Below are 25771 nucleotides of genomic sequence, written 5' to 3'. Positions count from 1 at the left end.
AATGTATGTATAAAAAAATAATTTTAAGTTTTATTAGTATTAGTTTATTTTTAAGCTCTTGTTCTTTTGAGCAAGATCCCTTAGCTTCTTTTCCTAAAGAAATTAGAAACGGAAAATTACCTGGGGATAATCGAGTTTTAAAACCTATTCCAAGAGGGGTTATTGAAGTAAGCAGCTTTCCAGAATCTCCTTTGGTATTTCATGATGAACCTTCACAAATAGGCATCGATGTTCGCCTTTTACAAAGTTTTCAAGCTCCTTACACAGTAGAGGTATTAAATTTAGATACTTTGCCTGGTAAATCTAGTTTTGATAATAAAAAAAATCAAATCCATTGGGTGCCTAACTTATCAGGGTTATCCAGCTTATTTGAATATATCCCCATACGCATTCGTGTTAATTTTGCAGACCCTCGGCCTTTATATGTAGAGCATACTATTTATGTTAGGGCTTACCGTACATTATTAGGTTTAAAGTTAGAAAATCTTATTATGTCTAATTTTGTAGCTGGTAGTAAAAAAGTAGCTAAAGTAATTATGACGGTTAAGGATTTAGATGTGAATGTAAATATCGGAGGAAAAAAAGCAGCAATTCCTAGACTTATGATAACTCAAGGGGCGCTGTCTAATGTGGATTATTTACTGCCTTATTTAAAAGCTCTTCCAAGGCCGTATTTACGAAATTGGAAAGATTCTTCTACATGGGTTATTGAAGCCCATTTTGACTTATCAAAGCTTAAGCTAAACAAAGATGCAAAATTTTATATAGGTTATGAAGTTTTTTCTTCTTTTGGAAAAAGTTTTGGATTAAAAAATTTAAAAATTCCTATCGAAAAAAATATCGCGGGTCCTAGCCCAGTGCTTCCTCCAGTTCCTGCACCTTCAGACAAAACCAAGACTTCTAAAAAGAAAACATCTAAAAATAAAAAAGAGGTAAAGTAATGAAAATAATTAAATTATACTTTTTCCCTTTATTTGCAGGACTACTTTTATTATTTACTAATTCATTAGTGTTGGCGGCAGAAGCAAAGCCATCGTTATTAGAGGATTTACACAATTTAGGGGAAAATACATTTTTAGTTCCTTACATTCAAAAAACTAGCACGGATTCGGAGGTATCGGTTATACAAAATCGGTTTTTCTCTCGTGGAAAAAAGCAAGAAATGCTTACGGGTCTTGCTTACTCAACATCAGGCCCTGCATACTTTAAGACTACTGCAGTAACTATGCTTTATAAAGTGTATATAAACTCTAAATGGTCTGTGGGTTTAGACTATTCTTATTTTTCCAATAAGCTGTCTCCTGCAGGTGTGCAAGTTATTAAAGAGGGAGAAAGTAAATTAAAAAATGATCCCGACTATGCTTTTATTCCTGATTTAGATTTTCCTAAATTTTCTTATACCGCTACAGCTTCGTGGTACCCAAGTTACGGAAAATTTAATTTATTTAATAAAATTATGTATTTCGATTTATTTTTAACTTCTGGGATAGGCCAAATTGTTTTAAAGCATAAGCCATCAGCTTTATTTTCGTTTAGTGTGGGTTCTAGCTTTTGGCTAACAAAACAATGGACGGGTAGAATGGAATTGCAAAGTAAATTATACAAAGAAACTTGGTATAACAGTCAACATAACATTGTTAGCACACAAGTTATGCTATCTACAGGCTATATATTTTAAAAGGTTTTTTACATGAAAACAATAAGTTATATTTTATTATTTAATTTTATTTTTTACTCATCGGTTTATGCAAAAAAAAATAATAGTTTAATTTCTATTTTAGAAAATAAAACTTCTAAAGAAGTAGATTCTTTATTTTTAAGTAGTAAAAAACTATATGGGATAAAGATTACAACGGCTGAACAAAAACAATTTGTTAATTTTTTTCAAAAGGCTTTATATAAAAAAGCTTTGTATCAGTGGAAAGGGGCTTTTTCTAAAACGCAATTTGTTCACTCTACTAATGGAAAAGCTTTGTTTGCTTATTTATTATGGAAAAATAAATTATTTATTACTGGCGTTAAACATTTATTTTTAATTAAAAATCCAAAGAAAATTAATAAAAAATTACTAGAATTATGGAAGTCAGAACTACAAAACAATATGTCTTCTTGGGTAAAAGTTTCTAAATTAAATTGGAATAAACAATGGACTTCTGTTTTATCTGTTCAACTAAAGGCTCGTTATTTGGCTTATAATAGCTATGGATTAAAATCCAAGCAATTATACCGTTTAGTGAAGGTGGTTGATTTAAAGTCTAAAGAAGGCATTTACTTGCAGTGGCAATTGGCATTAGCTTTATATTTAGAGGGGCAATCAAAAAGTGCTGCTAAAGTTTTATCTTTTTTATCTAAAAGTAATCAAAAAATAATAAAAGAAGATTTAATTTTTTTAACTATGGCTAGAGTTTTATATGGCAATAACTTTTTAAATGTTGCAATAAAATATTATAAAAAAGTTAAAAAATCTTCTAAGTTTTGGTTTATCGCTCAAGAAGAAATAGCTTGGGCATACTTAAGATCAAGGCAGTTAGAAAAAAGTTTATCGATATTAACAACAACAACTAAATCTATGTTTTATTACACTTCGCTAAGTGAAAGTTTATTTTTAAAGTCTTTGGTAGAGTTAAAAACTTGTAATTATATAGCAGTATCTAATACGGTTACCTTATTTAAAAAAGTAATGAAAAAAAGAATTCCTGCTTTGGAGGAAATAAAACTAAGACCAAATACTCCTGCAATTAAAAATTGGCTAAATGCAGTTAACACACAAAATAGAAAAGACTTAATACGCTTAGCCCGTAAAACACCAGTTATTGCCCCTAACGATCAAAGGTTGCGGTTTCTTTTGCAACAAAAACACGCTTTTTTTAAAGAGTCGGTGTTAGCAAAAACCTTTTTTAAATCTTCTTTATCTAAGGGAAGTGGCTTAGGCTTTCAATCCTTTTTTAAATCTTTATCTAATAATTTACGAAAGCAATCTCAATCTTGGAAAGATTTAGTTTTTTTAGAAGTAAAAAAATTAGCCACAGAGGAGCTGGCTACTATTAAACAACAAATAGCACATATTAAAGTTGTCGAATTAGAAATGCTTCAGCAAGTAAATGTTTTAGTAAAGGCTATGCATAGTAATAAAAGCTTAGCCAATAAACAGTTAACTAATCAATTAAAAGTGTTAGAAAAAAATAAAACTTTAAAAGCTAAAAATACTAGTAAAAGAAAAAAAATGTATTTTAGTACTAACTCTGAAGTATGGTTAGATGAACTTAACCATTATAATGTAAAATTAAAAAATTTATGCAATGCTAGTATGTAAAAGGGGAGAAAATATGTGGAAAATTTATACACTGATGGTTATATTTTTTGTAAGCTCTTGTGGGCAAAATTTACCTCCTAATTTTAAGGCAGATATTGATCAAAACCAAAGGGTAAAATTAAATGTAGGGCAAGAGCTAGTTCCTAAGGTAGATATTTTATTTGTAATTGATAACTCGGGAAGTATGTCGGGGCATCAAGTTCATTTAAAAAACCAGATTCAATATTATGCCAATGAAATTTTAAAAATTCCATCTATAGATTTTCATATAGGAGTGTTAGGATCTGATTATTTGAATGGTTTTACTAGACCTTATTTAACCCGAAAAACTCCTAATGTTTTAGAAACTTTAAAGCTAAATTTATTATTAGGGTCTTCTGGTAAAAGTATTGAAAAATTTTTTGATCCTGTATATTTAGCTTTAAATCCATCCTTTAGAACAGGTAGAAGTAGTAGCTTTTTAAGAAAAAGAGCGACTTTAAATTTAATTTTTATTACAGACACCGACGATCAAAGTAAAGAAATATCTGCAACATCCTTTTATAATTTTTTACTGGGTCTAAAACAAGACAGTGCAAAAGTGATTACTTTTGCAGCTATAATAAAAAAGAGCAGTTGCAGTGGGGAGTATAGCAGTCACAATATTCGCCGTTTAAAACAATTTATACATACTAGTCGTGGTAAATCTGTTAACTTGTGTTCTAATTATGCTGTGGAGCTAATTGAATTAGCAAAAAAAGTAGTTAGAGAGGCTTTTACTTTTAAACTAAAGGAAGTGCCTATTTACGAAAGCATTGTTTTATCCTATGGTACCACCATTATTCCTAGAAGTATCACTGAGGGTTGGTCTTATAACCCTAAAACCGTTAGTATCCGTATTGCTGCTAAGTTTTTTAAAAAACTAGGAAATCAAAACATTATACAAAAATTGCAGTTAAGTTATAAAAGAGCAAGACCTGGTGACTTATAATTCTTTTTTAGCCCAGCAAGACTTTAATACCAAGCCCTTATTTGTTTCCATTCCTCATTCGGGCGAACAAATTCCACAAGAGGCCGTGTGGTTACTTAATAAAGAGCCACATATTTTATTATGCGATGTAGATCGTTTTGTGCATGAATTATATCTGCCCGTAATTGAAAAAAATAAAATCCCTTCTATTTATAGTTCTTGTCATCGCTATGCTTTAGATCTAAATCGCCTAGAAACAGATATTACTGAAGACACGGTAATGGGCTCTTCTACTAAAGCACAAACAAGCTCTGGTTTAGCCTCTGGTCTATATTGGACAAAAACAACTAAGGGAGATGTATTATTAGCTTCGCCTTTAGATAAGCTTACCCATAAAATTTTGTTAGATAAAGTTTACTATCCATTTCATGAAACTATTACTAGCTATCAAAAAATATTTTTAAAAAATTTTAAAGTTGCTTATCACTTAGACCTTCATAGTATGCCCTCTTATGGAACCTCTGTTCACAGAGATAATGGCAAACAACGACCCGAAGTGGTTATCAGTGATTTAAATGGAAAAAGTGCGTCTAGTTTTTTTGTTAACTTAGTAAAAAAAGCATTTAGTAATTATTTTGAAATTTCTTATAACTGGCCTTATATAGGAGGGGGAGTGACTCGCAAGCATGCCTCTCCAAAAACCAATTGTCATACTGTACAAATAGAATTAAGAAGAGATTTGTATATGGATGAAAACAGTAAAGAACTATTACCTAAATATACAGACATACAAATGCAATTACAGAAATGCATTACAGAAATTTATTCCAGTTTATAAAAACATTATTTATAAGTAATTTTTTCGGGCATTAATGTTAGTATTCCTCTTCGGTCTAACTTAAGAAGATTAGATAAATAGGCTGGTGGTGTTGTTAAAACAGAAGAATTGGTTAAGTTAGAAAACACTAAGTTCCATGGTTTTAATAAAGTGTTTTTTAAAAAATTTTGCAAAGATAAAGCAAAATTTAAATTTAAATAAGAGTCTTTTGGATAATTAGTAGTAGAATATAATTTTATTTTAGCTAAATTAGCCGCTTTATTTATTGCTTCTTTTAAACTTCCTATTTTATCTACTAAACCCAATTTTATAGCTTCTTCCCCAAGCCAATATCTACCTGTTGCTAATTGTGCCACTTGTTCTTCTGGTAAGTTACGACCTTTTTTTATAATATATTTAAACTTATTATAGGTTTTTTGTAGTATCTTTTGTACTCTGTTGTTTTCTAATAAAGACAAAGGCTTACTAAAATTAAATAGTTCTGTATTATTATGTGTAGAAATAATTTGGCTATGTATGCCAAGGCTTTTTGTTAATTTTTCTGTGTAGGGGCGTACAAAAAAAACTCCAATAGAACCTATAATACTACTAGGTTCGGCAAAAATAAAATTAGACCCAGCGGATAAATAATAACCACCACTAGCAGCTACATCAGCAATCGAAACAACTACAGGAATGTGTTTTTTTATCATTTCCACCTCACTCCATATTATGTCCGAGGCCAAAGCGCTTCCTCCAGGGCTGTTAACTCTAATAACAAGGGCTTTGATTTTTTTATTGGCCTTAATTTTTCTTAATACTTTAACAGTATTTAAAGAACCAATATTGTGCCTTCGTGCGTTTCCGTCTTGAATTTCACCACTTAAATAAAGTATAGCCACTTGGTTATTCACACAAAGATTTTTGTCTTTTTTCTTAAGTTTTTTACATTCTTCGGTTTTTGATTGTTGAGAAGGGGTGTTTATATTATTAATACTAGCTATAAAGCCTTTAAAACCATTAGTATCTTCATTATAAAAACGAGGCAAAGAAGATAGGTTTTTTACTTGTAATTTTTCATTAATCATAGCAAAGGCTTTCCATTCGGTGCCTATAGCATCTATTAAGTTATACTTTAAAGCTTCTTTTGAAGATAAATAAAAATAATTTTGTGCTAAATAATTTAATATTTTTTTATTTACATTAGGTCTAGAAATTCCATTAATTAAATAGGTCCACATTTTATCAATTACATTCTTTATTTGTAGTTTATTTTCTTCACTGATCGTTTTACTTATTAAAGGCTCTACAGCACTTTTAAATTTTCCTGTTCTAAAAACATAAAGTTCTATTTTTGCTTTATCTAAAAGCTCTTTAAAAGAAGTAAATTGTGCATGAAATCCATTCCATTCGATATGGCCTTCTGGATACAAAACAAGTTTAGTAGCAGTAGAGGCTAATAAATAATCTTTTTCTGATAAACCTTGAGCAAAAGCAATGATAAATTTTTCTGACTTTTTAAAATCTATTAATTGCTTTTGTAATTGCTTTAATACTGACCATGTTGCAGAAAAATTTTGTATTTTTAAATAGATCCCTTTTATTTTTTTATTCTTTTTAGCCATCTTTAGTAAATTGGTTAAACTCATTAAAGTATGCACTTTGTTTTTTTTCTCTAGTACATTTAAAAATTGCTTTTCTATTGACGAGCGTTCTTCAATATTTCCTGATAATTCGATTTTTAAAACATAAGGGCCATTTTTTTGATCAGGTTGTTTTAAAGTATGTTTAATTTTTTCGCCAGTAAAAAGTACTGTAGAAACAGCAAAAGAAATAATAAGAATAATGGATAAGCTAATAGCAAAAAAAGTGCCCAAGGCACTAGCTAAAACAGTAGTAAAAAATTTTTTCATAAAACCTTCTTTATATGATTTAAAGTGTTATTTTTTCTAAGTTTAATATAAACAAATTTCTTAAAATATCAAGGGCTATAAAAAGCACAGGCTTTTTATAATAAAAAAAGTTTAACTCTCTATTTTTTGTAAAGCAGTCCAGTGAACAGTAATACGCATAGACTGTGATAGTAGGGGAATTTCGCCTTTTTGATTAACTTGCCCTTGTATGACTCCGTATTGGTTTAGTCCAGAAATAAAAACTCTAGTTCCTGGTTTATAGTGTTTTTTAAAGTATTCTAAAGTTTTTTCTTTAGGTTGTAAATTTTCTTTAATAATTATGGGTAAATTTTTCTGCATTTTTTTTAATTCTTCATATTTAAAAATACTTTTTCGTGTTTTTTGTTCTGAAATAAAAGTTTGTATCTCTTCTTCGGCACCATCCATAACTTCTTGTAGTTTATTTTTCTTAAATTTTTTAAAATTTTCTTTTTCTTCCTTTAGTATTTGATTATTTTTTTCCCAAGTTTGTATTTCTGTTTTTAAAGTTTCTTGTGTTTCTAGTATTTTTTGTTTGTTTTCTTCTAATTCTTTTAAGGCTGTAAAATAATTTTTTTGTTCGGGGCTTAAAAAACTTAAAGCTTTTTTTAAAATTTCACTAGATACACCAACTTGTTTTGCTATATCAAAAGCAAAAGACTCTCCAGGGTGTCCGGCAGTAAATTTATAGTTAGGACCAGTTTTTTTAGAAAAGTTTAAAGACCCTTGAAAAATAGGAGAAGAACTTTTCCAAGAATATTTTAATTGATTAAGGTGAGAACTAATTAGTGCAAAAATATTTTGATCTAAATAATACTCAATAAAGGATTTAGAAAGAGCCACTGCCTCTTCAGGGTTAGTGGAAGCACAAATTTCATCAATAATTATTAAAGATTGAGGGCCTTGTAATTTACAAGCTTGGTTTAAATTAGAAACATGAGAACTAAAACTACTTAAACCTTCACTTAAGCTTTGTTCGTCATTTAAAATTAAATGAATATGTTTAAAAAAAATAATTTCACTGTTTTTATTAGCGCAAATGGGTAGGCCACAACTGGCCATATAAGCAGCCAGGGCAAAAGATTGCAAAAAGGTAGTTTTTCCTCCTGCATTGGGGCCAGAAAGCAAGAGTATGCGTTGTTTGTTATTAAAAGTAACATCATTACCCACAGGATCTAACTTTTTAATTAGTAGTAAAGGGTGCTTTAAATTAAATAATTGTACTTTTTTAGAAAATACAACCGAAACAGCATTTAGTTCATCAGCTAGTTTGGCTTTTGCAAAAAGAAAGTCACTTTCTAATAAAACCCAATGGGCTTGTTTTAGTTCGTGTTTAATTTGATACAAATCTGCACAAATTATGGATAAAATATTAATAATTTCTTTATCTATTTGTTTACCTAAGTTCATCAAAGTATTGTTGCTATTAACTAACTCTTGAGGCTCCATAAACACAGTTTTTTGTGTATTACTAGAGTCATGGATAAGGCCGTTAAAGTTGTGTTGCATACCACTTTTTATAGGTAAAACTAATCTGCCCTCTCGAGTAGTAACAAATTTATCTTGAAGTATATGTTCAATGTCATAATCTTTAACCATTTTATCTAACTGCTTTTGTATATTATGGCTTAAGTTTTGCTTTTCTTGATATAAGGTTAATAATTGTTTACTGGCAGTAGTTTTAATAATGCCTTTTTCATCTATGATTAATTGAATTTTTTTAATCATGTTTTGAGGCGAAAATAATTTTTTTGTATATTTTTTAGCCCAGTTTTCTTTTTGATTATTTAAAATTAATTTTAAATGTAAAACTTCATATAAAAAAAGCATAATAGTATGCAAGGTTTGGCTTTTTATATGACTAGATTTTTCAATTAATGAAAACCATTTATCAAAGTCATCTAAAGATTGCGCATGAATTTCTACTTTATTTTTTAAAATACTTCGTACATCTTCAATATCTTGAAAGCTTTGGTTAGCTTCGGTTTCTGTTTTAAAAGGAGTAATTTTTTTTGTTAATTGTTTTGCCAACTGGCTACTACAATATTGTTCCAAATGTTGACAAATATTATTCCAATTTAAAGTATTTAATTTTTCATTCATAATTATAATGCTTGTCTGTTGTTAATATAAATAAAGTAAAAACTTTATATGCATTTAATTGCAGTTATTTTTTTTATATTTTGTTATTAATAAGCTAAACAAAAAAATAAGCAATAAGTAGTTAAACCAATAAGGGTGTTTTGCATAAAAGCTAGGGGAGGGATTTTGTAAATATTTAATAGAGTATAAATGACTCCAAGAGGCTCCCTTTTTGTAGGGAGATAGCTTTAAGACATTGCCATTGGCTAGTATAGCTCCAGAAATTCCTGTAGTGGTAGCTCTAACCATGGGCAGTCTGTTTTCTATAGCTCTAGAAAAGCTAGTATATAGATGTTGCCTTGGTTGAAACCAAGAATCATACCAAGAGTCATTACTAACATTTATTAAAATTTGCGCTCCCTGTTGACTTAAATCGCGAGATAATTCTGGAAATAAGGATTCATAACAAATTTGTGAACCAAAGTTAATATTTTGAAAAGTTTTTATCAGTGGCTTTTTTTCTGCTAAAAAATTTCCAACAGAAGGTATTTGTGTATATATCCATTGAATAAATTTAGGAAAGTATTGCTGTAAAGGCAAAGTTTCTCCAAAAGGCACTAGTTTTACTTTCTTATAAGAAAGTGTAGATTTTGTATCCTTAGGGGAGTGAAAAAATAAAGAAATTTGAGGAGCTTGATGCTTTTGGTTAAAAAACCAAGATCCAAATATTATAGAAATATTATGAGTCTTAGAAAATGCATTTAAATTTTGGCTTAGAGGGTTATTTTGATTGGCATAATTTAATAGAGCTGATTCAGGCCACAGACTAATGCTGTTAGGCTTTATAGTTTTTAAAGTTTCTTTCTTATGAAGTTCAAGAATTTGTCTTCGAGGATTAAAATTCTTTTGTAGTTTAGAAGGCTTGTTAATAAAATATTTTTTATAATCTATTACACTTCCTATTCCTGTCTGTACTATTTGCATAGAAAGTGTTTTTTGATTTTTTACAGTAGAAGTTTTATAAGCTTGGCCATAAAAGTGCCCTAAGCTTACTAAAGTAAAAAAAAGAATAATAGTATTTAATGCCCAGTATTTTTTTTTATATAAATAGGCATAGCCTAAGCTAGCATTAAAAAGCAACAACACACTATTTAGCCCTGCAAAACCAATAAGGTCAGCAAAGTGATATAAAGGAATTTGGTACTGCAAAAAAGTAGTAGAGGCAAACCAAGGCAGGGGGGTTGGGGTAAATTGCTGTAATAAGCTAAATATAGTGGCTAAAACTAGTAAGCCATAAGCTTTATTGAGCTGAAAATGTTTTTTTATCAAAAAACTACAAACAGAAGATAAAGGTATAAATAGTTGTGCAATAAGAAAAAACAGCAAACTTAAAGGCAGTGCTAGTAGTACAGGTATTTGTCCAAACTCAAAAATAGCAATAAAAATCCAATACGAAGATATGGCAGCCAGTAAGGTTCCCGTAATTAAAGAGCCATAAAACACGGTTTTAAGGCTCTTGCTGCGTAAAATAAATATCCACAAAGGTATAAAACTAAATAAAGTCGCCCATGGATAAAAAGGTATATAGCTAAGGCTAATTAAAAGAGCGGATAAAAGAGGTAGTTTGTAAATCGAAAGACTCTTTGCTAGCATAGTAAAAGAATAAGATGTGGAGGGGATTAGTGCAAGGATTGAATATTGTTATTGGTATTTTTATACTAGGTGGTTTAGGGGCATTCTTTCGTTATATGGTTGGTGCATTTTTTATGCATAGTATGTATGGAGTGTTAGCAGTTAATGTCATAGCCAGTTTTTTTGCTGGAGTATTAAGTTTTAGCACGACGCTGTCCTCCCCTTATAAATTAGTTATTATATTTGGGCTCTTGGGCTCTTTTAGTACTTTTTCTAGCTATGCATTGCAAGTTCATCAATTATTGTTAGAGGGGCAGTGGTTACGGGCGGGGGTAGTTTTTATTGCTAATAACCTGTTAAGCATTTTGGCTTGTTACTTAGGTTATAAGTTGGCCTTAAATTTATAAAAATTTCATTATCTTTACAAAAATATTTGATTAAATTGCGATCTATTGTGTTTTTGGCAAAAATACGCTATAAGATTAACGTAAGTGTAAATAATAGCGAAAGGAGTCAGTGTGTCTGATTTATTAGCAAATGCGTCTGTAGATGGAAAAAACTCGGTTTCTAAGTCTTCTAAAATAGCAAAAGGGCCTAAATATGGCTTTGATATCGAAAATGTTCTAGATATGAAGGAAAAAGATTTTCCTGTATTTACGCTAGCCAAAAACAAAGCCCGTTTTTTTCGTATGTTTACTTGGTACAAAAATAAAAATGCATGGTTATCTGTGGCGCCTTTAAGTTCTGTAAAAAAGCTATTTAAAGAACAAACAAAGAGTTTAGAAGGAATCCGCGAAAATAAAATGGATTATGAAATGGATTTAGAGCAAGGAACTTTAACTCCTAGTCAGCGTTCTTATCGTTTAGACGAGCTAAATATGTGCAAAATTCATGAAAAAATGGCTGTATATTTAATTTCTAGTATGCAAAAGAAAATTAAAGTTAGTCAGCACTAGTTTGTATGAATGCTCGTATTTTATTTTGTAGTAAAGAAGAATTTAGCAAAAATAATTATAAAGTTTTAAATCCTTTTTTAAGCCCTAAAAATAAATCTATTTTTTTAAAAGCTTATAAAGAAAATAAAAGCACTTATTTTCTTTTAAAAGATTCTTTTTTTTTCTTATGCCTGCTTTCTGTACATAAACCATCAAACACTTCTACAGATGCTTTTTGTAGTTCCGACTTTTCAGAGGCTAAAAATAAAACGGGAGACAGTTTTTCGCACCTGTCTAAATTGTCTGTCAAAAAACTATCTATTTTTACAGAAAATTTAAATACTTTTCAGTCATTAGGTGTGGTGGTAGGGGCTTATGTAGCTTCGTATAAATATAAAAAAATAGCCTTTAATAAATTATTAAGTCATTCCATGGAGGAAGACTGTTTTAAACCAAATCTTAAATTTACTATTAAAGGAATTTCTTCTAGCTTAATAAAAAAAGGAAAAACTCAGGCGTATGCTATTAATATGGCAAGGCACTTGGTAAATTTACCGCCTAATATTTTAAACACAGATAATTATGCTAATTGGATTCAAGAAACTTGGAAGGGTTTTGCAAATACTAAAGTCAGTGTTTGGGATAATAAAAAATTAAAAAAAGAAAAAATGAACTTATTGTTAGCTGTGGGGGAGGCGAGTGCTTGTTCTTCTTACTTAGTTAAAATATCTTACCGTGGGGCTAAAAACAGTAAAACTAAAACACTTAATACTATTGATGTGGCTTTTGTAGGAAAGGGTATTGTTTTTGACTCGGGAGGTTTGGGTATTAAACCTGCGGGGGCTATGCGCTTAATGAAAAAAGATATGGGTGGTTCGGCCAGTGTGTTAGGTTTAGCTTACTGGGTAGCAAATAATCAACCGTCCATTAACTGTGATTTTTATATTCCCATTGCAGAAAATAGTATTTCTGGTAAAGCGTTTCGCCCAGGCGATGTTTACCAATCTCGCTCGGGAAAATTAGTAGAAATTCATCACACCGACGCAGAGGGTAGGTTAATTTTAGCAGATGCTTTATCTTTGGCGGTAGAATCTAAGCCTAAAAAAATTATTAATATTGCTACTTTAACAGGAGCGACTCGCGTGGCCTTAGGCTATGATGTAGGAGGTTTGTATTCTAATCATGTGGCTTTTACTAAAGAAATTGTAACTAGCGCACAGCAGTCGGGCGAAGCTTTATGGCCAATGCCTATGGTAAAAAAATATAAACAGCAATTATCTTCTAATACTGCAGATATTTCTCATGCCGCAGATGGAATGGCCGGTGGTATTAGAGCGGCTTTATTTTTAGAGGAATTTATTCAATCCTGCCCATGGGTGCATTTAGATATTTATGCTTGGCAAAACTCTCCACAAGGGGCTTTGTTAGAAAGTGGAGGAAGTGGGCAAGCGGTACAAAGTTTAATTTATTGGTTAGAAAACAAATTGGTTAACAATATAAACTAATCTACTTTGTTATTGAAACAGATTTTTTGCTTTAATTAATTTTACCACTTCTTCGGGAACGAACTGTGACCAAGAAGCGTCTGATGTTTTTAATAATTTTCTTACATCTTCGGATAAAATAGATATATCCACATCTTCGCAAACAGAAATATCTGTAATAAATTGTTGCTCTAATAAATATTTATATAAATAACAATACTTTTCTTTTGGTGAAAAACTTTTACTAGTTACACATAAATCTTTTCGTTTGTAAGGAAAAACTAATACTTTAGTATTTTCGTCAAATAATTTTCCCATGGCTTCTAGTAAAGAGCCTTCTAAATTTTTATAAGAGGATTCGTTAAATAGATTTTCTAAAAAACTAGCTCCAATAACAAAGGCTAATGGTTTAGCGCTTACATTACGAATGTAGGCTTTTAATTCGTGCATTACATTAAACTTCGATACTAATGTATAATTGTTTGTAGCAGCTAAAGTATCAATACGATTTAAAATATCAGCGTAATCCATTCCATCTTTTTGCCCTAAGTTCATTTCTAAAACAGGCACTACTTCTTCGTTTTTAACAGCAAAAATCGATTTAAAATGTTGTTTTGACTGATTTAAAATTTCTAAATTTGCTTTAGTAATTGGGCGGTAAGTACCTTGCATAATTAATAAAGATTTATCAAAAAAAACTTCTTCGGCAGGTAAAATACTTCCATCTGGAGTAAAAACAACACTTTTTGTCCAATGATTTTCAATAAGCTCTAAGTTGGCAGTGCGGTTATCTATATGAGAGAAGGCGGTTCCTGTAAAATCAATGTAGTCTATTTCTACTGTGCTATGTAAATTATCTTTTAAACTAGATATAAATTCAGATAAATTTTCTCGCTTATACAAACTATTATAAATTAAATTTACACCAAGTGTTCCAATTTCTGTTTGTTGAACTAGGCGCTGAGCATGGTGCAGTTTTAAATGTATAATTACCTTACTAGGTAAGCTGCCTTCTTTTTCTTGAAAACAAAACCCCATCCATCCATGACTGTTTTTATTAGAGCTATTAGTTGTAGTTACTGTATTAGCATAAGAAAAAAATTGCGTTTTATCGCCTCGAGTTTTTGATAAACGCGTTACTAATAAATCATATTCGTACTGAAGCATTTTTTTTACTCTATCTGCACAAACATAGCGAGGGCTTTCGCCATAAATTTCGTCACTTAAAGACATGTCGTAAGCGGACATGGTTTTGGCAATAGTGTGAGAAGATAAGCCTGCTTGAAAAAAATGCCGAGCGACTTCTTGGCCAGCACCAATTTCTGCAAAAGTACCGTAGGGCTTACTGTCTTTATTGATTTCTAAAGCTTTTTCTTTGGTTAATAAGTTGTGTAAATTTGTCATAATTAAAATAAAGGTTATGTTAAGTTATATTTTTTAGTTTGCGTCTTAAAATTTTTCCTATATTACTTTTTGGTAATTCTGTATGGTATTTAATAGTTCTAGGCACTTTGTAGTTTACTAAGTTTTTTTTTGCAAATTGAATAACCTCGTCATCGGTTAAGCTTTCCTCTTTTTTAACAATATGAGCTCTAACACTTTCTCCTGACTGTGAGTTGGGAACACCAACTACGGCTACTTCTGCAATTTTAGGGTGTGCACTTAGTACATCTTCTATTTCATTAGGAAACACATTAAACCCAGAGACTAAAATCATATCTTTTTTTCTATCAGCTATAAAGATAAAACCCTGTTCGTCTTGATAAGCTATATCACCAGTTTTTAGCCAAGTTTCCGAAGAGGTTTTATGAAAAACCGCCTGGCTTTCTGTTTCATTATTTAAGTATCCTTGCATTACTTGAGGGCCTTTTGCCCAAAGTTCTCCTGTTTTTCCTTGTTCTACCTCATTGTCATTTTCATCCATTAATTTAATGTCTGTGGAAGGCAAGGGTAACCCAATGCTTTTTTCTTTGGTATGATTTAAAAGATTGCAGCACAAAACAGGGGAAGCTTCGGTAAGTCCATAACCCTCTGCAAGGCTAACTCCTGTTTGTTTCTTCCATTGGCGAGCGGTGTCTGTTTGTAAAGCCGCTCCACCAGCAATACAAACTTTTACTTGTTTAAATTTTAAACTTTTAAAATCAGAGTGATTTAGCATAGATTGAAATAATGTGTTTACTCCTGTAAAAATAGACCAAGGGTATTTATTTAAAGTTTTAATAAATAAAGCGGTATTTCGAGGATCACTAATTAGTATATTTTGGTACCCATACTCTAAAAAGGTAAGTAAATTTACAGTAAATGCAAAAATATGATACAGGGGAAGGGCTGTGACAATAACTTCCTTTTCTGAAAGGTCATGTTTTACATAAGTTTGAATTTGTCTAATATTTGCCAAAATATTACCATGACTTAAAATAGCACCCTTAGATAACCCCGTGGTTCCACCAGTATATTGTAAAACTGCAGTGTCTTTTGATGTGGTAGGCACTGTTTTAAAAGGGTTGTTTTTATTTATATTTAAACTTTGTTGCCAAGAATATATAGGAGTATGGGGTATGTTGTAAGAAGGACAAAGTTTTTTTATTTTTTTAAAAATAAAATTAATAATTTGTTTTTTACAATAAGAAAAAGAATCTGCGGGGTCTGTGGTAATAATAGTTTTTAAGTTAGTCTGTGATAATAAAGTTTCTAATTTATAAGTAAAGGCAGAAAAAATAATAATTAATTTGGCTTGAGAATCTTTTAATTGATGCTCCATTTCTCGAGGGGTGTAAAGAGGATTAATGTTAGTAATAGTTAAGCCTGCATAAAAGCAAGCAAATACTGCAATGGGGTATTGAGGTAAATTAGGAATCTGCAAAGCCACAACATCCCCTTTTTTTAAACCAGCAGTGTTTTGTAAAAATTTTGCTAAGTGTAAAGCCTGTTTATTTACTTCTTTAAAGGATAAGTTAGACCCCATAAAAGAAAAGGCCGTTTTAGCGCCGTGTTTTTTAAAAGCGCTTTGTATGTATTCTAAAAGGGAGTCTTCTTCTTTAATAGCGGGTATGCTAGTCGGCATATAATCAGGATATTGTTTGTGCCAAATTTTTTTTTCCGCTAAAGTAGTCATATCGTTGAGTCTAGGCTAGGCTATAATAAAAGGCAAGATAAAATGAAATAGGAAAAGTAATGACGCAAAAGATGTTGGAAAAAGCAAGAACATTAGCTTTTAATTATAGCATTAGTTCTTCGTATAAAATAAATAATAAAATAAAAGCTTCGAATTTTATTATTCAACCCTCATGGATATTATTACAAAAAAGTATCCCTATTTCTGTAGAAGAAAAACTCTTTACAATAGCTAGTGCTACTTCTAAAAAATTAGATCATATATTGTTAAATGAAAAAAGCAGTTATAAGCAAACTGGGGCTATGTTTAATAAAGAGAATGTGTATATAGAAGACATTGCTAAAGTGTATTTTTATCAACTACAAAATGAGTTAAAGCAAATGGAAAAGGATAAAGATTTAGTTAAGCTATTTTCTGTTCAGGTACAAAGAGGTTTTGTAGATAAAGCGACTTACTTTTTTGATAATAAATGCATTATTAGTACGGCAGGTAGCTTTAGTGCTGTGCATAGACATTATAATAGTGATTTATCGGATGAACAAAATAAACAGCTATATAAAAAATGTTCTGTTGATCATGGGCATGAGTATGAAATAAGAATTTTTTTAAAAAAAACTCTTGCTAAAAATAATGATAATAAATTTTTCGAATTAAGTTTATTAAAAAGCATATTAGAAAAAAAAATATTAAAGCATTTTCATGGCAAATACTTAAACGATTTGGTAGGCAATACTTCTGGTGAAATTTTAGCAAAACACTGTTACAACCAGATTAAACCTGCATTGGGTAACACAGACTTAGCTGTGGAGTTAAATGAAACTAGAAAAAATTCTTTTTTTTACCCAGTGGATTTTTATAATTGCTCTAATTTTTGAATTCTAGCCTCTATAGAGGGGTGAGTAGAAAATAACTTAGTTAATAAGGTATTTTTCGAATTTTTGTTAGAAATTTTAAAAGCATTAAATGCAGGTTGCGAAGCCGAGCTTTGGCCAATACTCTTGCTGTTATTTAAGGCCCTAAGAGCGGCTATCATTTTTTCTTTGCTGCTTAGTTTTGCACTACCGTAATCGGCTTTAAACTCTCGATGGCGAGAAAAACTATTTACTAAAATGCTACCTAAAACTCCTAAAGCTATTTGTAAAACAATGATTATTCCAAAATACATAAAAGGCCCCATGTCTTCATCCACAAGACTAATTGCGTGAGCAATAATGCGGGCTAAGAGCATAACTAGAGTATTTATTACCCCTTGCAGTAAGGCCATGGTAATCATATCTCCATTGGCAATGTGAGCGATTTCATGAGCGATAACCCCTTCTAGCTCCTCTGTAGATAAAGTATTTAATAGGCCTGAAGAGACAGCAACTAAGGCATTGTTTTGGCTAGACCCTGTGGCAAAAGCATTAAGGTCTTCGCTTTGATAAATGCCAATTTCTGGAATGGCTTTTAATTTTGCTTTTTTAGATAAATCTTTTACAATTTGCGCTAACTGACTTTCTTTTTCGGTTTTATTTTGAAAAGGAAGGGTTTTTACCTTCATTAATTTTTTTGCCAAATATTTTGATAAAAATAAGGATATAAAAGAACCTCCCATACCAAAAACCATACAAAATATTAAAGTCAGCAAATAGCCTTCTGTGGGAAGGTTAAAAAAACTAGATAATATAGCCCAAAATATACTCAGCGTTGCAATAATAAAGATATTTAATAAACCATATAAAAATACGCGCTTTATTAAGTTCATACTAGCTCCTGTGGTTACTGTTCTTACAAAGAATAATAAAAATATTTATACTTTACAAGCAAAATAGCTTTATTATACAATACCTTTGTCTCTATAAACGAATATAAAATAGGAAGTTGTTTTGCTAAAAAATAAAATACAAATAGGTTATTTTTTAATAGCCATGATCTTATTTTTTGGCATTGTATATTTTAATAAAAATTATAGTATTCCTAAAAAAGCTAGTGAAACCGTGTTGTACCCTCCTAAGTACATGTCCTTATTTAGTTTTGGATATTCTGATTATTATGCAGACATTTTATGGTTGCGGTTAATTCAAGATATTGATTTTTGCGAAAAAGGAAAAAATAAATGCTCAGAAGGTTGGGCGTATAAAATGTTAGAAGCTATTGTTGAGCTGTCACCAAAGTTTCGCAACGCTTACTCTGCTGGAGCTTTAACTTTAAGCGTTTTGGTAAATGATAGAAAAGGTGCTAGTAAAATATTTTATAAAGCCATTAAAGAATTTCCTGATGATTGGGAAATTTTATACAAAGCAGCTTATCACTTTTTACTAGAGGATAAAAACAATGTGTTAGCCGCACAACTTTTGCAAAGGTCTGCCCAACATGGTGGGCCTTCTTGGTTGTATTCTTTAGCTGCACGATTGCACAAAAAAGAGGGAGCGTTGTTGTTGGGGATTATATCTTTAAAAAATTACTTAAAAACCTTAAAAAAACCAAAAAATATTAAGAAAGTAAAAAAACGCCTATATTTGTTAGAAAAACAATACAGAGCCGTGAAAAATCAGAAAAAATAAGTATTTCTGTCTTGACCTTTTCTAATAAATCATCATATTTCTTAGCAGGTTATTAAAGTGCCCAGCGGTAAAAAAGGGCTATAAAAATGTATTTTTATGTCTAAAGATTATTACAATATTTTAGGAGTTTCACGAACTGCTGATTCAGTGGAATTAAAAAAGGCTTATCGTAAATTAGCAATGAAGCATCACCCGGATAAAAATCCAGGAGACAAAGCTTCTGAAAATAAATTTAAAGAAGCCTCTGAAGCTTACGAAGTTTTAAGAGACGAAAAAAAGCGTCGCCAATACGATCAGTTTGGAACAGTTGGTGATGCTGGCGGTGCCGGTGGTTTTTCTAATGTTCACGATATTTTTGAAAATTTCGGAGACATTTTTGGCGATATTTTTGGAGGAAGTCGAGGTGGGGGCCGCTCAAGAAGCCGAGCGCGCAGAGGCCGCGATATTACTTACGAACTAGATATCACCTTAGAGGATGTATTAAATGGGGATAAGCAGGTATTAAGTTTTCAAAAAGAGGCCTCTTGTAAAGACTGTTCTGGAGAAGGGGCTGTTAAAAGCTCTGATAAAGAAATCTGTAAACAGTGTAATGGGCAGGGGCAAGTGGTTCAGCAACAAGGGTTTTTTCAATCCACGGTAGTGTGTCCAGTTTGTAGAGGTAAGGGAGAAAGGATTACTAATCCTTGTTCTTCTTGTCATGGAGAAGGTCGTCAATTAGAAAAACAAGAGGTAGAAGTTAGTATTCCTGCGGGAGTGGAAACAGGAATGCAGTTGCGTTTGTCTGGTAAGGGCGAAGATGGTTCTTTAGGGGGCCCTTCTGGGGATTTATATATTAGTCTTAATGTAATCCCTCATACAGATTTTAAAAGAGAGGATTCTAATTTAATTAAAGTGCTTTCTGTGTCTTATTTACAAGCCGCTTTGGGGGCAGAAATAGAAATTTCCTTGCTGGGAGGGGATAAAAAGATGTTAAAAATTCCTTCTGGTAGTCAGCCAGGTGCGCTTTTACGCTTAAAAGCCTGTGGCTTACCCGAGGTGAACTCCACAAGCAAAGGGCATTTATTATTACAGCTTAAGGTGTTATTGCCTAAAAAGTTAACGCGTATGGAAGAGGATGCCTTGCGTTCTATTGCCGAGAAGCAAAAAGTGTCTGTTTTAAGTACAACTAAGAAAAAATCTTTATTTGGCTAGCTTGACTTTTTTTAAAGGGTTTACATATTTTTTACATGCTGATAAGGCATTAAATTACAAAACAATAAATTTTAAATAGGAGAATATTATGAGCAAAATTATAGGAATTGATCTAGGTACAACAAATTCTTGTTTATCTGTAATGGAGGGGGGCGAGGCTAAGGTTATTGTTAATGCCGAAGGCGTTAGAACCACCCCATCTGTAGTGGGTTATACAGGAAAAGAAGAATTGGTGGGCCAATTAGCAAAAAGACAAGGTGTTACTAATCCTACTAATACGATTTATTCTTCAAAGCGTTTTATTGGTCGTCGTTTCTCTGAAGTAGGCGAAGAAAAAAAATTAGCTCCTTACAAAATTGTCGATAGATCGGGAGATGTGGGCTTTGATGTTCATGGAAAAGTAATTAGTCCAGAAGAAGTGGGCGGAAAAATTTTATCTAAATTAAAAAAAGATGCAGAAGCTTATTTGGGAGGGCCTGTAACCGAAGCTGTGATAACTGTGCCGGCTTATTTTAACGATGCCCAAAGACAAGCTACTAAAAACGCAGGTAAAATTGCAGGATTAAATGTAAAAAGAATTATTAACGAGCCCACAGCTGCTGCGTTAGCTTATGGAATGGACAAAAAGAAAGACCAAAAAATTGTTATTTATGATTTTGGTGGTGGTACTTTTGATGTATCTGTTTTAGAAATTGGTGATAATGTGGTAGAAGTTTTAGCCACTAATGGGGATACTCGCTTAGGTGGAGATAACTTTGATGTAGAAATTTTACATTGGATGATTAAAGAATTTAAAACTAGTGATGGAATTGATTTATCAAAAGATAAAATGGCTTTACAAAGATTAAGAGAAGCTGCAGAAAAAGCAAAAATTGAATTATCTTCTAGAGAAGAAACAGAAATCAATTTACCGTTTATTACAGCCGATCAAGCGGGGCCTAAGCATTTAAATTTACGATTATCTCGTAATAAGTTTGAACAAATGACTAAAAGTTTTTTAGATCGCTCTATTGAACCTTGTAGAAAAGCTTTAAAAGATGCTGGCGTATCGGTGTCTGATATTAACGAAGTCATTTTAGTGGGAGGTAGTACTCGTATTCCTTCCGTGCGTACTGCGGTAGAAAAGTTTTTTGCTAAAACAGCAAATTGCTCTGTAAACCCCGATGAAGTTGTAGCATTAGGCGCAGGTATTCAAGGTGGTATTTTACAAGGTGATGTAAAAGATGTTTTATTATTAGATGTTACTCCTTTATCTTTAGGTATTGAAACTTTAGGTGGAGTTATGACAACTTTAATTGAAAGAAACACAACAATCCCTACTAAAAAATCACAAGTTTTTTCTACAGCTCAAGACAACCAACCTAGTGTGGATGTTCATGTGCTACAAGGAGAAAGAAAATTGGCAACTGATAACCAAAGTTTAGCTCGTTTTGAATTATCAGGAATTGAACCAGCTCCTAGAGGTATGGCACAAATTGAGGTGAGCTTTGATATTGATGCCAATGGTATTATTAATGTTTTTGCCAAAGATAAAAAAACGGGTAAAGAACAAAAAATCGAAGTAAAAGCTCAGTCGGGGTTATCAGAAGAAGAAATTAAAAAAATGGTAGATGATGCTAAAGTTAATGAAGAAGAAGATCAGAAAAAAGCCCAAAGTATTCAAGCTAAAAATGAATTAGATGGCATGATTTATCAATTAGAAAAATTATCTACAGATAAAGAAAAAGAATTATCTGATGATCAAAAAGGAAAAATTAAAACTAGCGTTGAGGCTGCGAAAGTGATTTTGGCTAATGAAGCTTCTACGGCAGAAGAGATGAATAAAAGTAAAGAAGAGGTTGGAAAAGTTCATCAAGAAATTAGTGCAAGCTTATACGAAGACACTAAGTCTGCCTCTGCAGATGCTGCCAATAATGGGGACGAAGCTAAACCTGATGCTAAGCAAAAAACCGATAAGGTTTCGGATAAAGAAGACATCATTGATGCCGATTATACAGAAGTGCCTAAAAGCTAATTTATTTAGAAGGCTTTAAAAAATCGGTTAATTGATTAATCGTAAAAGGGATTCCCGACGAAAATGTTGAGGAATCCTTTTTTTTTGTACTTGAGTCAAACTGTTGTCGGTTATTTACTAAAAATGCACCATTGGCACTAACATTACTTCCCAATGTACTAAGGGCTCTGTAGGTGTTAAGCACTGTTCTGTTTTTTGTTTTATGATTTAATTTATGCAATTTTAAATCGCCAGTAGTGGTAAGCTGTTTTTTTATTTGTTGAGGAGAAAAGTCAGGATACTTGGCTTTAATTAACGCGGCCACTCCAGAAACAAAGGGAGTAGCTTGCGAGGTGCCTGTCATAAAACCGTATTGGTTATTAGGTAAAGTGGAATAAATATTTCCACCGGGTGCGGCAATATCCACACGGCTTTCATTAAAATTACTAGTGCTTAAAACATTATTGTTTTGGTTAATAGCGGTTACAGAAATAATATTAGGTAGGCCGTAGTCGGCAGGGTAATAAGAATTTACTTTGTCTGTTGGTTTTTTATTGCCGGCGGCCGCGACAAATAAAACGCCTTTATTAAATGCTTTTTTAATAGCTGCAAATTCTTTTGGATTAGATTCGGGCCCTCCTCCCGAATAATTAATAATATGTGCACCATTGTTGATGGCGTAATAAATAGCTTTTACGGTATTTTCTAAGTTTTGAGAATCATCTGAGGAGTTTGTGTTATAGTAGTTTAGTGGCATTAAAGAAACGCGTGGCGAAATTCCGCTAATACCAATACCGTTATTACCCACAGCTCCAATAATACCAGATACATGAGTTCCGTGACCGTGCTTGTCTGATTTAATAGGTTTGTTGTTTACAAAGTCCCAACCATGAACATCATCAACATATCCATTGTTGTCATCATCAATGCCGTTAAACGATTTAGAGTGACCATTTTTATCTAAACCTATTTCTCCAGGATTGCTCCATAAGTTATCTTTAAGGTCGACATGATTAGTATCAATGCCTGTATCAATTACGGCAACCACTACTTTGCGACTGCCTTTGGTAATTTTATTCCACGCGGCGGCGGAATGTGTTCCGTTAATACCCCAGTTATTATGGATAGATGGGTCGTTTTGTTTAATGTCTTTGTTAGATTTTAAATGGCCTTGGTTAAGGGGCTGTCCTAAAATTAAAAGTCGATTATTTTTCGATTTAGTAGAGGACAAAGAAACGCTGTAGGGTTGTCTTTTAAGACTGCTTATACCTACAAAAATCCCGCAACTAACAAAGCCAATAATGGCCCATATTCGTAAATAGCTCATGTCTTCTGTTCGGTATTCTAAGCAGGAAGCTTAAGGGATTTTTAATAAGCTTTATTTTACTTATCTCTTAAGGCGTGACAGACTCGCCCAGTATTTTTTGAAAAATAATCTTGATGGTATTTCTCGGCAGGATAAAAGGTTGAAGCCTTAACAATTTGTGTAACTGCTTTTTTCTTAAACACGCCCGATTTATCAAAGGCGGTTAAAGAGGCTTGGGCTAATTGTTCTTGCTTTTCTGAGTGATAAAAAATAGCAGAGCGATATTGTATGCCCACATCAGGCCCTTGTTTGTTTAACTCTGTGGGGTTATGTAGTCTCCAAAAATAGTCTAGAACTTGTGTGTAAGATACTTTTTGTGGGTCAAACACAATTTGTACTGCTTCTGCATGGGAGGTTAGCCCCGTACTAATAGTATTGTAGGTAGGGTTTTTTGTGGTACCACCAGTGTAACCCGCTTGCGAAGATATAACTCCAGGTAGTTTTTTTAAAAGGTGTTGCACCCCCCAAAAACACCCTCCCGCTAAGGTGGCGGTTTCTGTTTTTGTAACTGTTGCCGTTTCGTCTTTAGTATTTTTATTTTTAAATAACTTTAAATATTGTTCGTAACCTCTTTTTTTCATTTCACTTAATGAAATAAATTGTAAAGATGCCGAGTTTACACAAAAGCGCTTTCCGCCTTTTTCTTTAGGGCCATCATTAAAAACATGACCTAGGTGAGTTTTTGCAGACTTGCTATGAATTTCTACTCTTTCTACATTTAATTTGTTATCTATTTCTTTTTTAATTTCGTCAGCATCTAGGGGTTTTGTAAAACTGGGCCAACCAGACCCTGAGGTGTATTTGTCTTTTGAACTAAAAAGGGCTTTTCCTGAAACTTTATCCACATAAATGCCCTCTTCTTTGTTATCCCAATATTTGTTAGCAAAGGCAGCTTCGGTGCCTTTGTTTTGTGTAATTTCATACTCTTCGGGACTTAAATTTTTTAAATCGTATTTGGACTTAGTCACGGTAAGGGCCTTGTTTGTTTTTTTCTTTAAACTTGTTGTAACAGAAGAAAATAGTTTTGTAACACGAAAAGCAGAGTTAATTATCTTTTTCTTATAAAAATTATAGTTAGGAGTGTCTAGCAGCAGCACAGCAGCACCAGATAAGACTAGAAGAAGGCCGATTTTGTAAAAATGCTTCATTGTTTGTATTTTAGTCTATCTTTAGGGCATAAGCTAGAAAAAAATAAGTATTTTCTAATATTGAGACAGTATTGTTTTTAATGTAAGCTTCTTTTATGAAAACTCCTTCTTATTTAAGTAAAACAAAAATGATGGCAGGCATGCAGTGCCCAAAAAATTTGTTTTTACAAGTGTATAATAAAAAATTAGCCGCCCCAATTACTGCGGCCGAGCAGATGATTTTCGATCAAGGAAATTTAGTGGGCGAGTTGGCTCAAAAAGAATTTAAAAAAGACACTGCGTTGGTGAACACGGCGTATTGGGATTTTAAGGGAGCCTTAACTAAAACCGAAGAATTTATTCTGCAAGGTAAAAAAAATATTTTTGAAGCTTCGTTTTCTTATAAAGGAATTTTTGCTCGAGTGGATATTTTAGAAAAAGTACAAAGCAGTGACGGACAAGATGTATGGAATTTGGTGGAAGTAAAATCGGGAACAAAAGTTAAAGACGAAAATGTAAAAGATGTGGCTTTACAGTTATGGATTTTAGAAAACCTAGGTTATAAAGTGCAAAGCTGTTATTTAATGCATATTAATAACCAATGTGTTTTTCCCGACATGTCTAATTTTTTTCACAAACAAGATATTACAGCAAGGGCACAAGAGTTAAAAGACAGTGTGGCTAATTCTATAATAGAGTTAAAACAAATGGTGGACTCACAACAAGAACCCGAGGTAGACATTGGCCCTCACTGTAATGCACCTTATGAATGTAAATTTAAAGCCCATTGCGGAAAGCATTTACCCAAGGATAGTATTTTTTTATTACCCAGTATGGAAGAGTATGATTTTAAAGAAGAAGCATGGAAAAAAAAGCTATGGGGTTTTTATAAAAAAAATATCATAGAAATAAAAGATATACCTGAGGGCGAGCTAAATGCTAAACAACAAATCGCTAAAAAAGTGCATGTGCAAGATCAGTCTTACATCCATCGCCAAGGTATTGCTGCCGATTTAAAGCGATGGCAGTGGCCTTTACAGTATTTAAGTTTTAATAGCATTAACCCCGCTGTTCCGTTTTGGGAGGGGGTAAGACCGTATGAACAAATTCCTTTTCAATACACTGTGGGTTTGGGGCAAGGTTTGGGGCAGGATTTGGGGCAGGGTTTGAGTCAAGGTTTGGGGCAAGGCAAAGTGGTTTATAAAAATTATTTACATAATGATAGCAAAGATCCTCGTTTAGCTTTGGCAGAACAGTTGGTTGAAGATCTTAAAGGGGAGGGGAGCATTGCTT

General features: G+C 32.2%; 21 protein-coding genes. 13 read left to right on the top strand and 8 right to left on the bottom strand.

Annotation, left to right across the window (positions count from 1 at the left end):
- Window positions 1–5 precede the first annotated feature (5 nt).
- Genes HAW63_03350 through HAW63_03330 form a run of 5 tightly spaced genes read left to right on the top strand, consistent with a single transcriptional unit; the run spans window position 6 to window position 5100 of the window.
- Window positions 6–941 carry a hypothetical protein gene (locus HAW63_03350; protein ID MBE8163005.1) on the top strand — a complete coding sequence of 312 codons (936 nt, stop codon included), beginning with the start codon at window positions 6–8 and terminating at the stop codon, window positions 939–941.
- Window positions 941–1678: a hypothetical protein gene (locus HAW63_03345; protein ID MBE8163004.1), complete on the top strand. Its 738-nt coding sequence runs from the start codon at window positions 941–943 to the stop codon at window positions 1676–1678. The genes HAW63_03350 and HAW63_03345 overlap by 1 nt, the downstream gene beginning before the upstream one ends.
- A gap of 12 nt (window positions 1679–1690) precedes the next feature.
- Complete coding sequence (locus tag HAW63_03340; GenBank protein MBE8163003.1) at window positions 1691–3313, top strand: hypothetical protein; 1623 nt, start codon at window positions 1691–1693, stop codon at window positions 3311–3313.
- A gap of 13 nt (window positions 3314–3326) precedes the next feature.
- Window positions 3327–4283, top strand: a complete 957-nt coding sequence (locus tag HAW63_03335) for a hypothetical protein (protein MBE8163002.1) — start codon at window positions 3327–3329, stop codon at window positions 4281–4283.
- Complete coding sequence (locus tag HAW63_03330; GenBank protein ID MBE8163001.1) at window positions 4273–5100, top strand: N-formylglutamate amidohydrolase; 828 nt, start codon at window positions 4273–4275, stop codon at window positions 5098–5100. Before HAW63_03335 ends, HAW63_03330 begins: the two co-directional genes overlap by 11 nt.
- Window positions 5101–5105: 5 nt before the next feature.
- On the opposite strand, the gene sppA is transcribed toward HAW63_03330, so the two are convergent.
- From sppA to lnt, 3 genes are all read right to left on the bottom strand, one after another.
- The gene (sppA, locus tag HAW63_03325) at window positions 5106–6992 is read right to left on the bottom strand and encodes a signal peptide peptidase SppA (GenBank protein MBE8163000.1); all 1887 of its coding nucleotides are present in this window, start codon (window positions 6990–6992) and stop codon (window positions 5106–5108) included.
- 111 nt (window positions 6993–7103) lie between these two features.
- Complete coding sequence (locus HAW63_03320; GenBank protein ID MBE8162999.1) at window positions 7104–9113, bottom strand: hypothetical protein; 2010 nt, start codon at window positions 9111–9113, stop codon at window positions 7104–7106.
- Between the two features lie 54 nt (window positions 9114–9167).
- Entirely contained in the window at window positions 9168–10745 is a 1578-nt protein-coding gene (lnt, locus tag HAW63_03315) for an apolipoprotein N-acyltransferase (protein MBE8162998.1), read from the bottom strand.
- 29 nt (window positions 10746–10774) lie between these two features.
- Here lnt and HAW63_03310 point away from each other — a divergent pair, with 29 nt between their 5' ends.
- The 3 genes from HAW63_03310 (at window position 10775) to HAW63_03300 (ending at window position 13164) form a co-directional block, all read left to right on the top strand.
- Window positions 10775–11131 (top strand): CrcB family protein, encoded by a 357-nt coding sequence (locus HAW63_03310; GenBank protein MBE8162997.1) that lies wholly within the window; start codon window positions 10775–10777, stop codon window positions 11129–11131.
- 111 nt (window positions 11132–11242) lie between these two features.
- Window positions 11243–11680 (top strand): hypothetical protein, encoded by a 438-nt coding sequence (locus tag HAW63_03305; GenBank protein ID MBE8162996.1) that lies wholly within the window; start codon window positions 11243–11245, stop codon window positions 11678–11680.
- 5 nt (window positions 11681–11685) lie between these two features.
- Window positions 11686–13164, top strand: a complete 1479-nt coding sequence (locus tag HAW63_03300) for a leucyl aminopeptidase family protein (protein MBE8162995.1) — start codon at window positions 11686–11688, stop codon at window positions 13162–13164.
- Between the two features lie 9 nt (window positions 13165–13173).
- Here the strand turns inward: HAW63_03300 and HAW63_03295 are convergent, their stop codons facing one another.
- Both HAW63_03295 and HAW63_03290 read right to left on the bottom strand, forming a co-directional pair.
- Window positions 13174–14547 carry a hypothetical protein gene (locus HAW63_03295; protein ID MBE8162994.1) on the bottom strand — a complete coding sequence of 458 codons (1374 nt, stop codon included), beginning with the start codon at window positions 14545–14547 and terminating at the stop codon, window positions 13174–13176.
- Between the two features lie 19 nt (window positions 14548–14566).
- On the bottom strand, window positions 14567–16258 hold the full coding sequence (locus HAW63_03290) for an AMP-binding protein (GenBank protein MBE8162993.1): 1692 nt from the start codon (window positions 16256–16258) through the stop codon (window positions 14567–14569).
- A 59-nt stretch (window positions 16259–16317) separates the two neighbouring features.
- Here HAW63_03290 and HAW63_03285 point away from each other — a divergent pair, with 59 nt between their 5' ends.
- Window positions 16318–17133, top strand: a complete 816-nt coding sequence (locus HAW63_03285) for a hypothetical protein (GenBank protein ID MBE8162992.1) — start codon at window positions 16318–16320, stop codon at window positions 17131–17133.
- Here the strand turns inward: HAW63_03285 and htpX are convergent.
- A complete protein-coding gene (gene htpX / locus HAW63_03280; GenBank protein MBE8162991.1) occupies window positions 17112–18002 on the bottom strand; it encodes a protease HtpX in 891 nt (296 codons plus the stop codon). The genes HAW63_03285 and htpX overlap by 22 nt on opposite strands.
- Window positions 18003–18123: 121 nt before the next feature.
- On the opposite strand from htpX, the gene HAW63_03275 reads away from it, so the two are divergent.
- The 3 genes from HAW63_03275 (at window position 18124) to dnaK (ending at window position 22006) form a co-directional block, all read left to right on the top strand.
- Entirely contained in the window at window positions 18124–18801 is a 678-nt protein-coding gene (locus HAW63_03275; protein ID MBE8162990.1) for a hypothetical protein, read from the top strand.
- A gap of 96 nt (window positions 18802–18897) precedes the next feature.
- Window positions 18898–19992 (top strand): molecular chaperone DnaJ, encoded by a 1095-nt coding sequence (dnaJ, locus tag HAW63_03270; protein ID MBE8162989.1) that lies wholly within the window; start codon window positions 18898–18900, stop codon window positions 19990–19992.
- A gap of 88 nt (window positions 19993–20080) precedes the next feature.
- Window positions 20081–22006 (top strand): molecular chaperone DnaK, encoded by a 1926-nt coding sequence (dnaK, locus tag HAW63_03265; protein ID MBE8162988.1) that lies wholly within the window; start codon window positions 20081–20083, stop codon window positions 22004–22006.
- A gap of 1 nt (window position 22007) precedes the next feature.
- Here the strand turns inward: dnaK and HAW63_03260 are convergent, their stop codons facing one another.
- The gene (locus HAW63_03260; protein ID MBE8162987.1) at window positions 22008–23312 is read right to left on the bottom strand and encodes a S8 family serine peptidase; all 1305 of its coding nucleotides are present in this window, start codon (window positions 23310–23312) and stop codon (window positions 22008–22010) included.
- Window positions 23313–23368: 56 nt separating this feature from the next.
- Window positions 23369–24499 carry a bifunctional methionine sulfoxide reductase B/A protein gene (locus HAW63_03255; protein ID MBE8162986.1) on the bottom strand — a complete coding sequence of 377 codons (1131 nt, stop codon included), beginning with the start codon at window positions 24497–24499 and terminating at the stop codon, window positions 23369–23371.
- A 95-nt stretch (window positions 24500–24594) separates the two neighbouring features.
- Here HAW63_03255 and HAW63_03250 point away from each other — a divergent pair.
- On the top strand, window positions 24595–25771 hold a 1177-nt coding region (locus tag HAW63_03250; protein MBE8162985.1), incomplete at its 3' end, for a DUF2779 domain-containing protein.

The sequence above is a fragment of the Pseudobdellovibrionaceae bacterium genome (genome assembly GCA_015163855.1).
Lineage (GTDB): Bacteria > Bdellovibrionota > Bdellovibrionia > Bdellovibrionales > UBA1609 > JAAOIH01.
The sequence above is the reverse complement of the archived record's forward strand: the minus strand, read 5'-3'. Positions and strand labels throughout refer to the sequence as shown.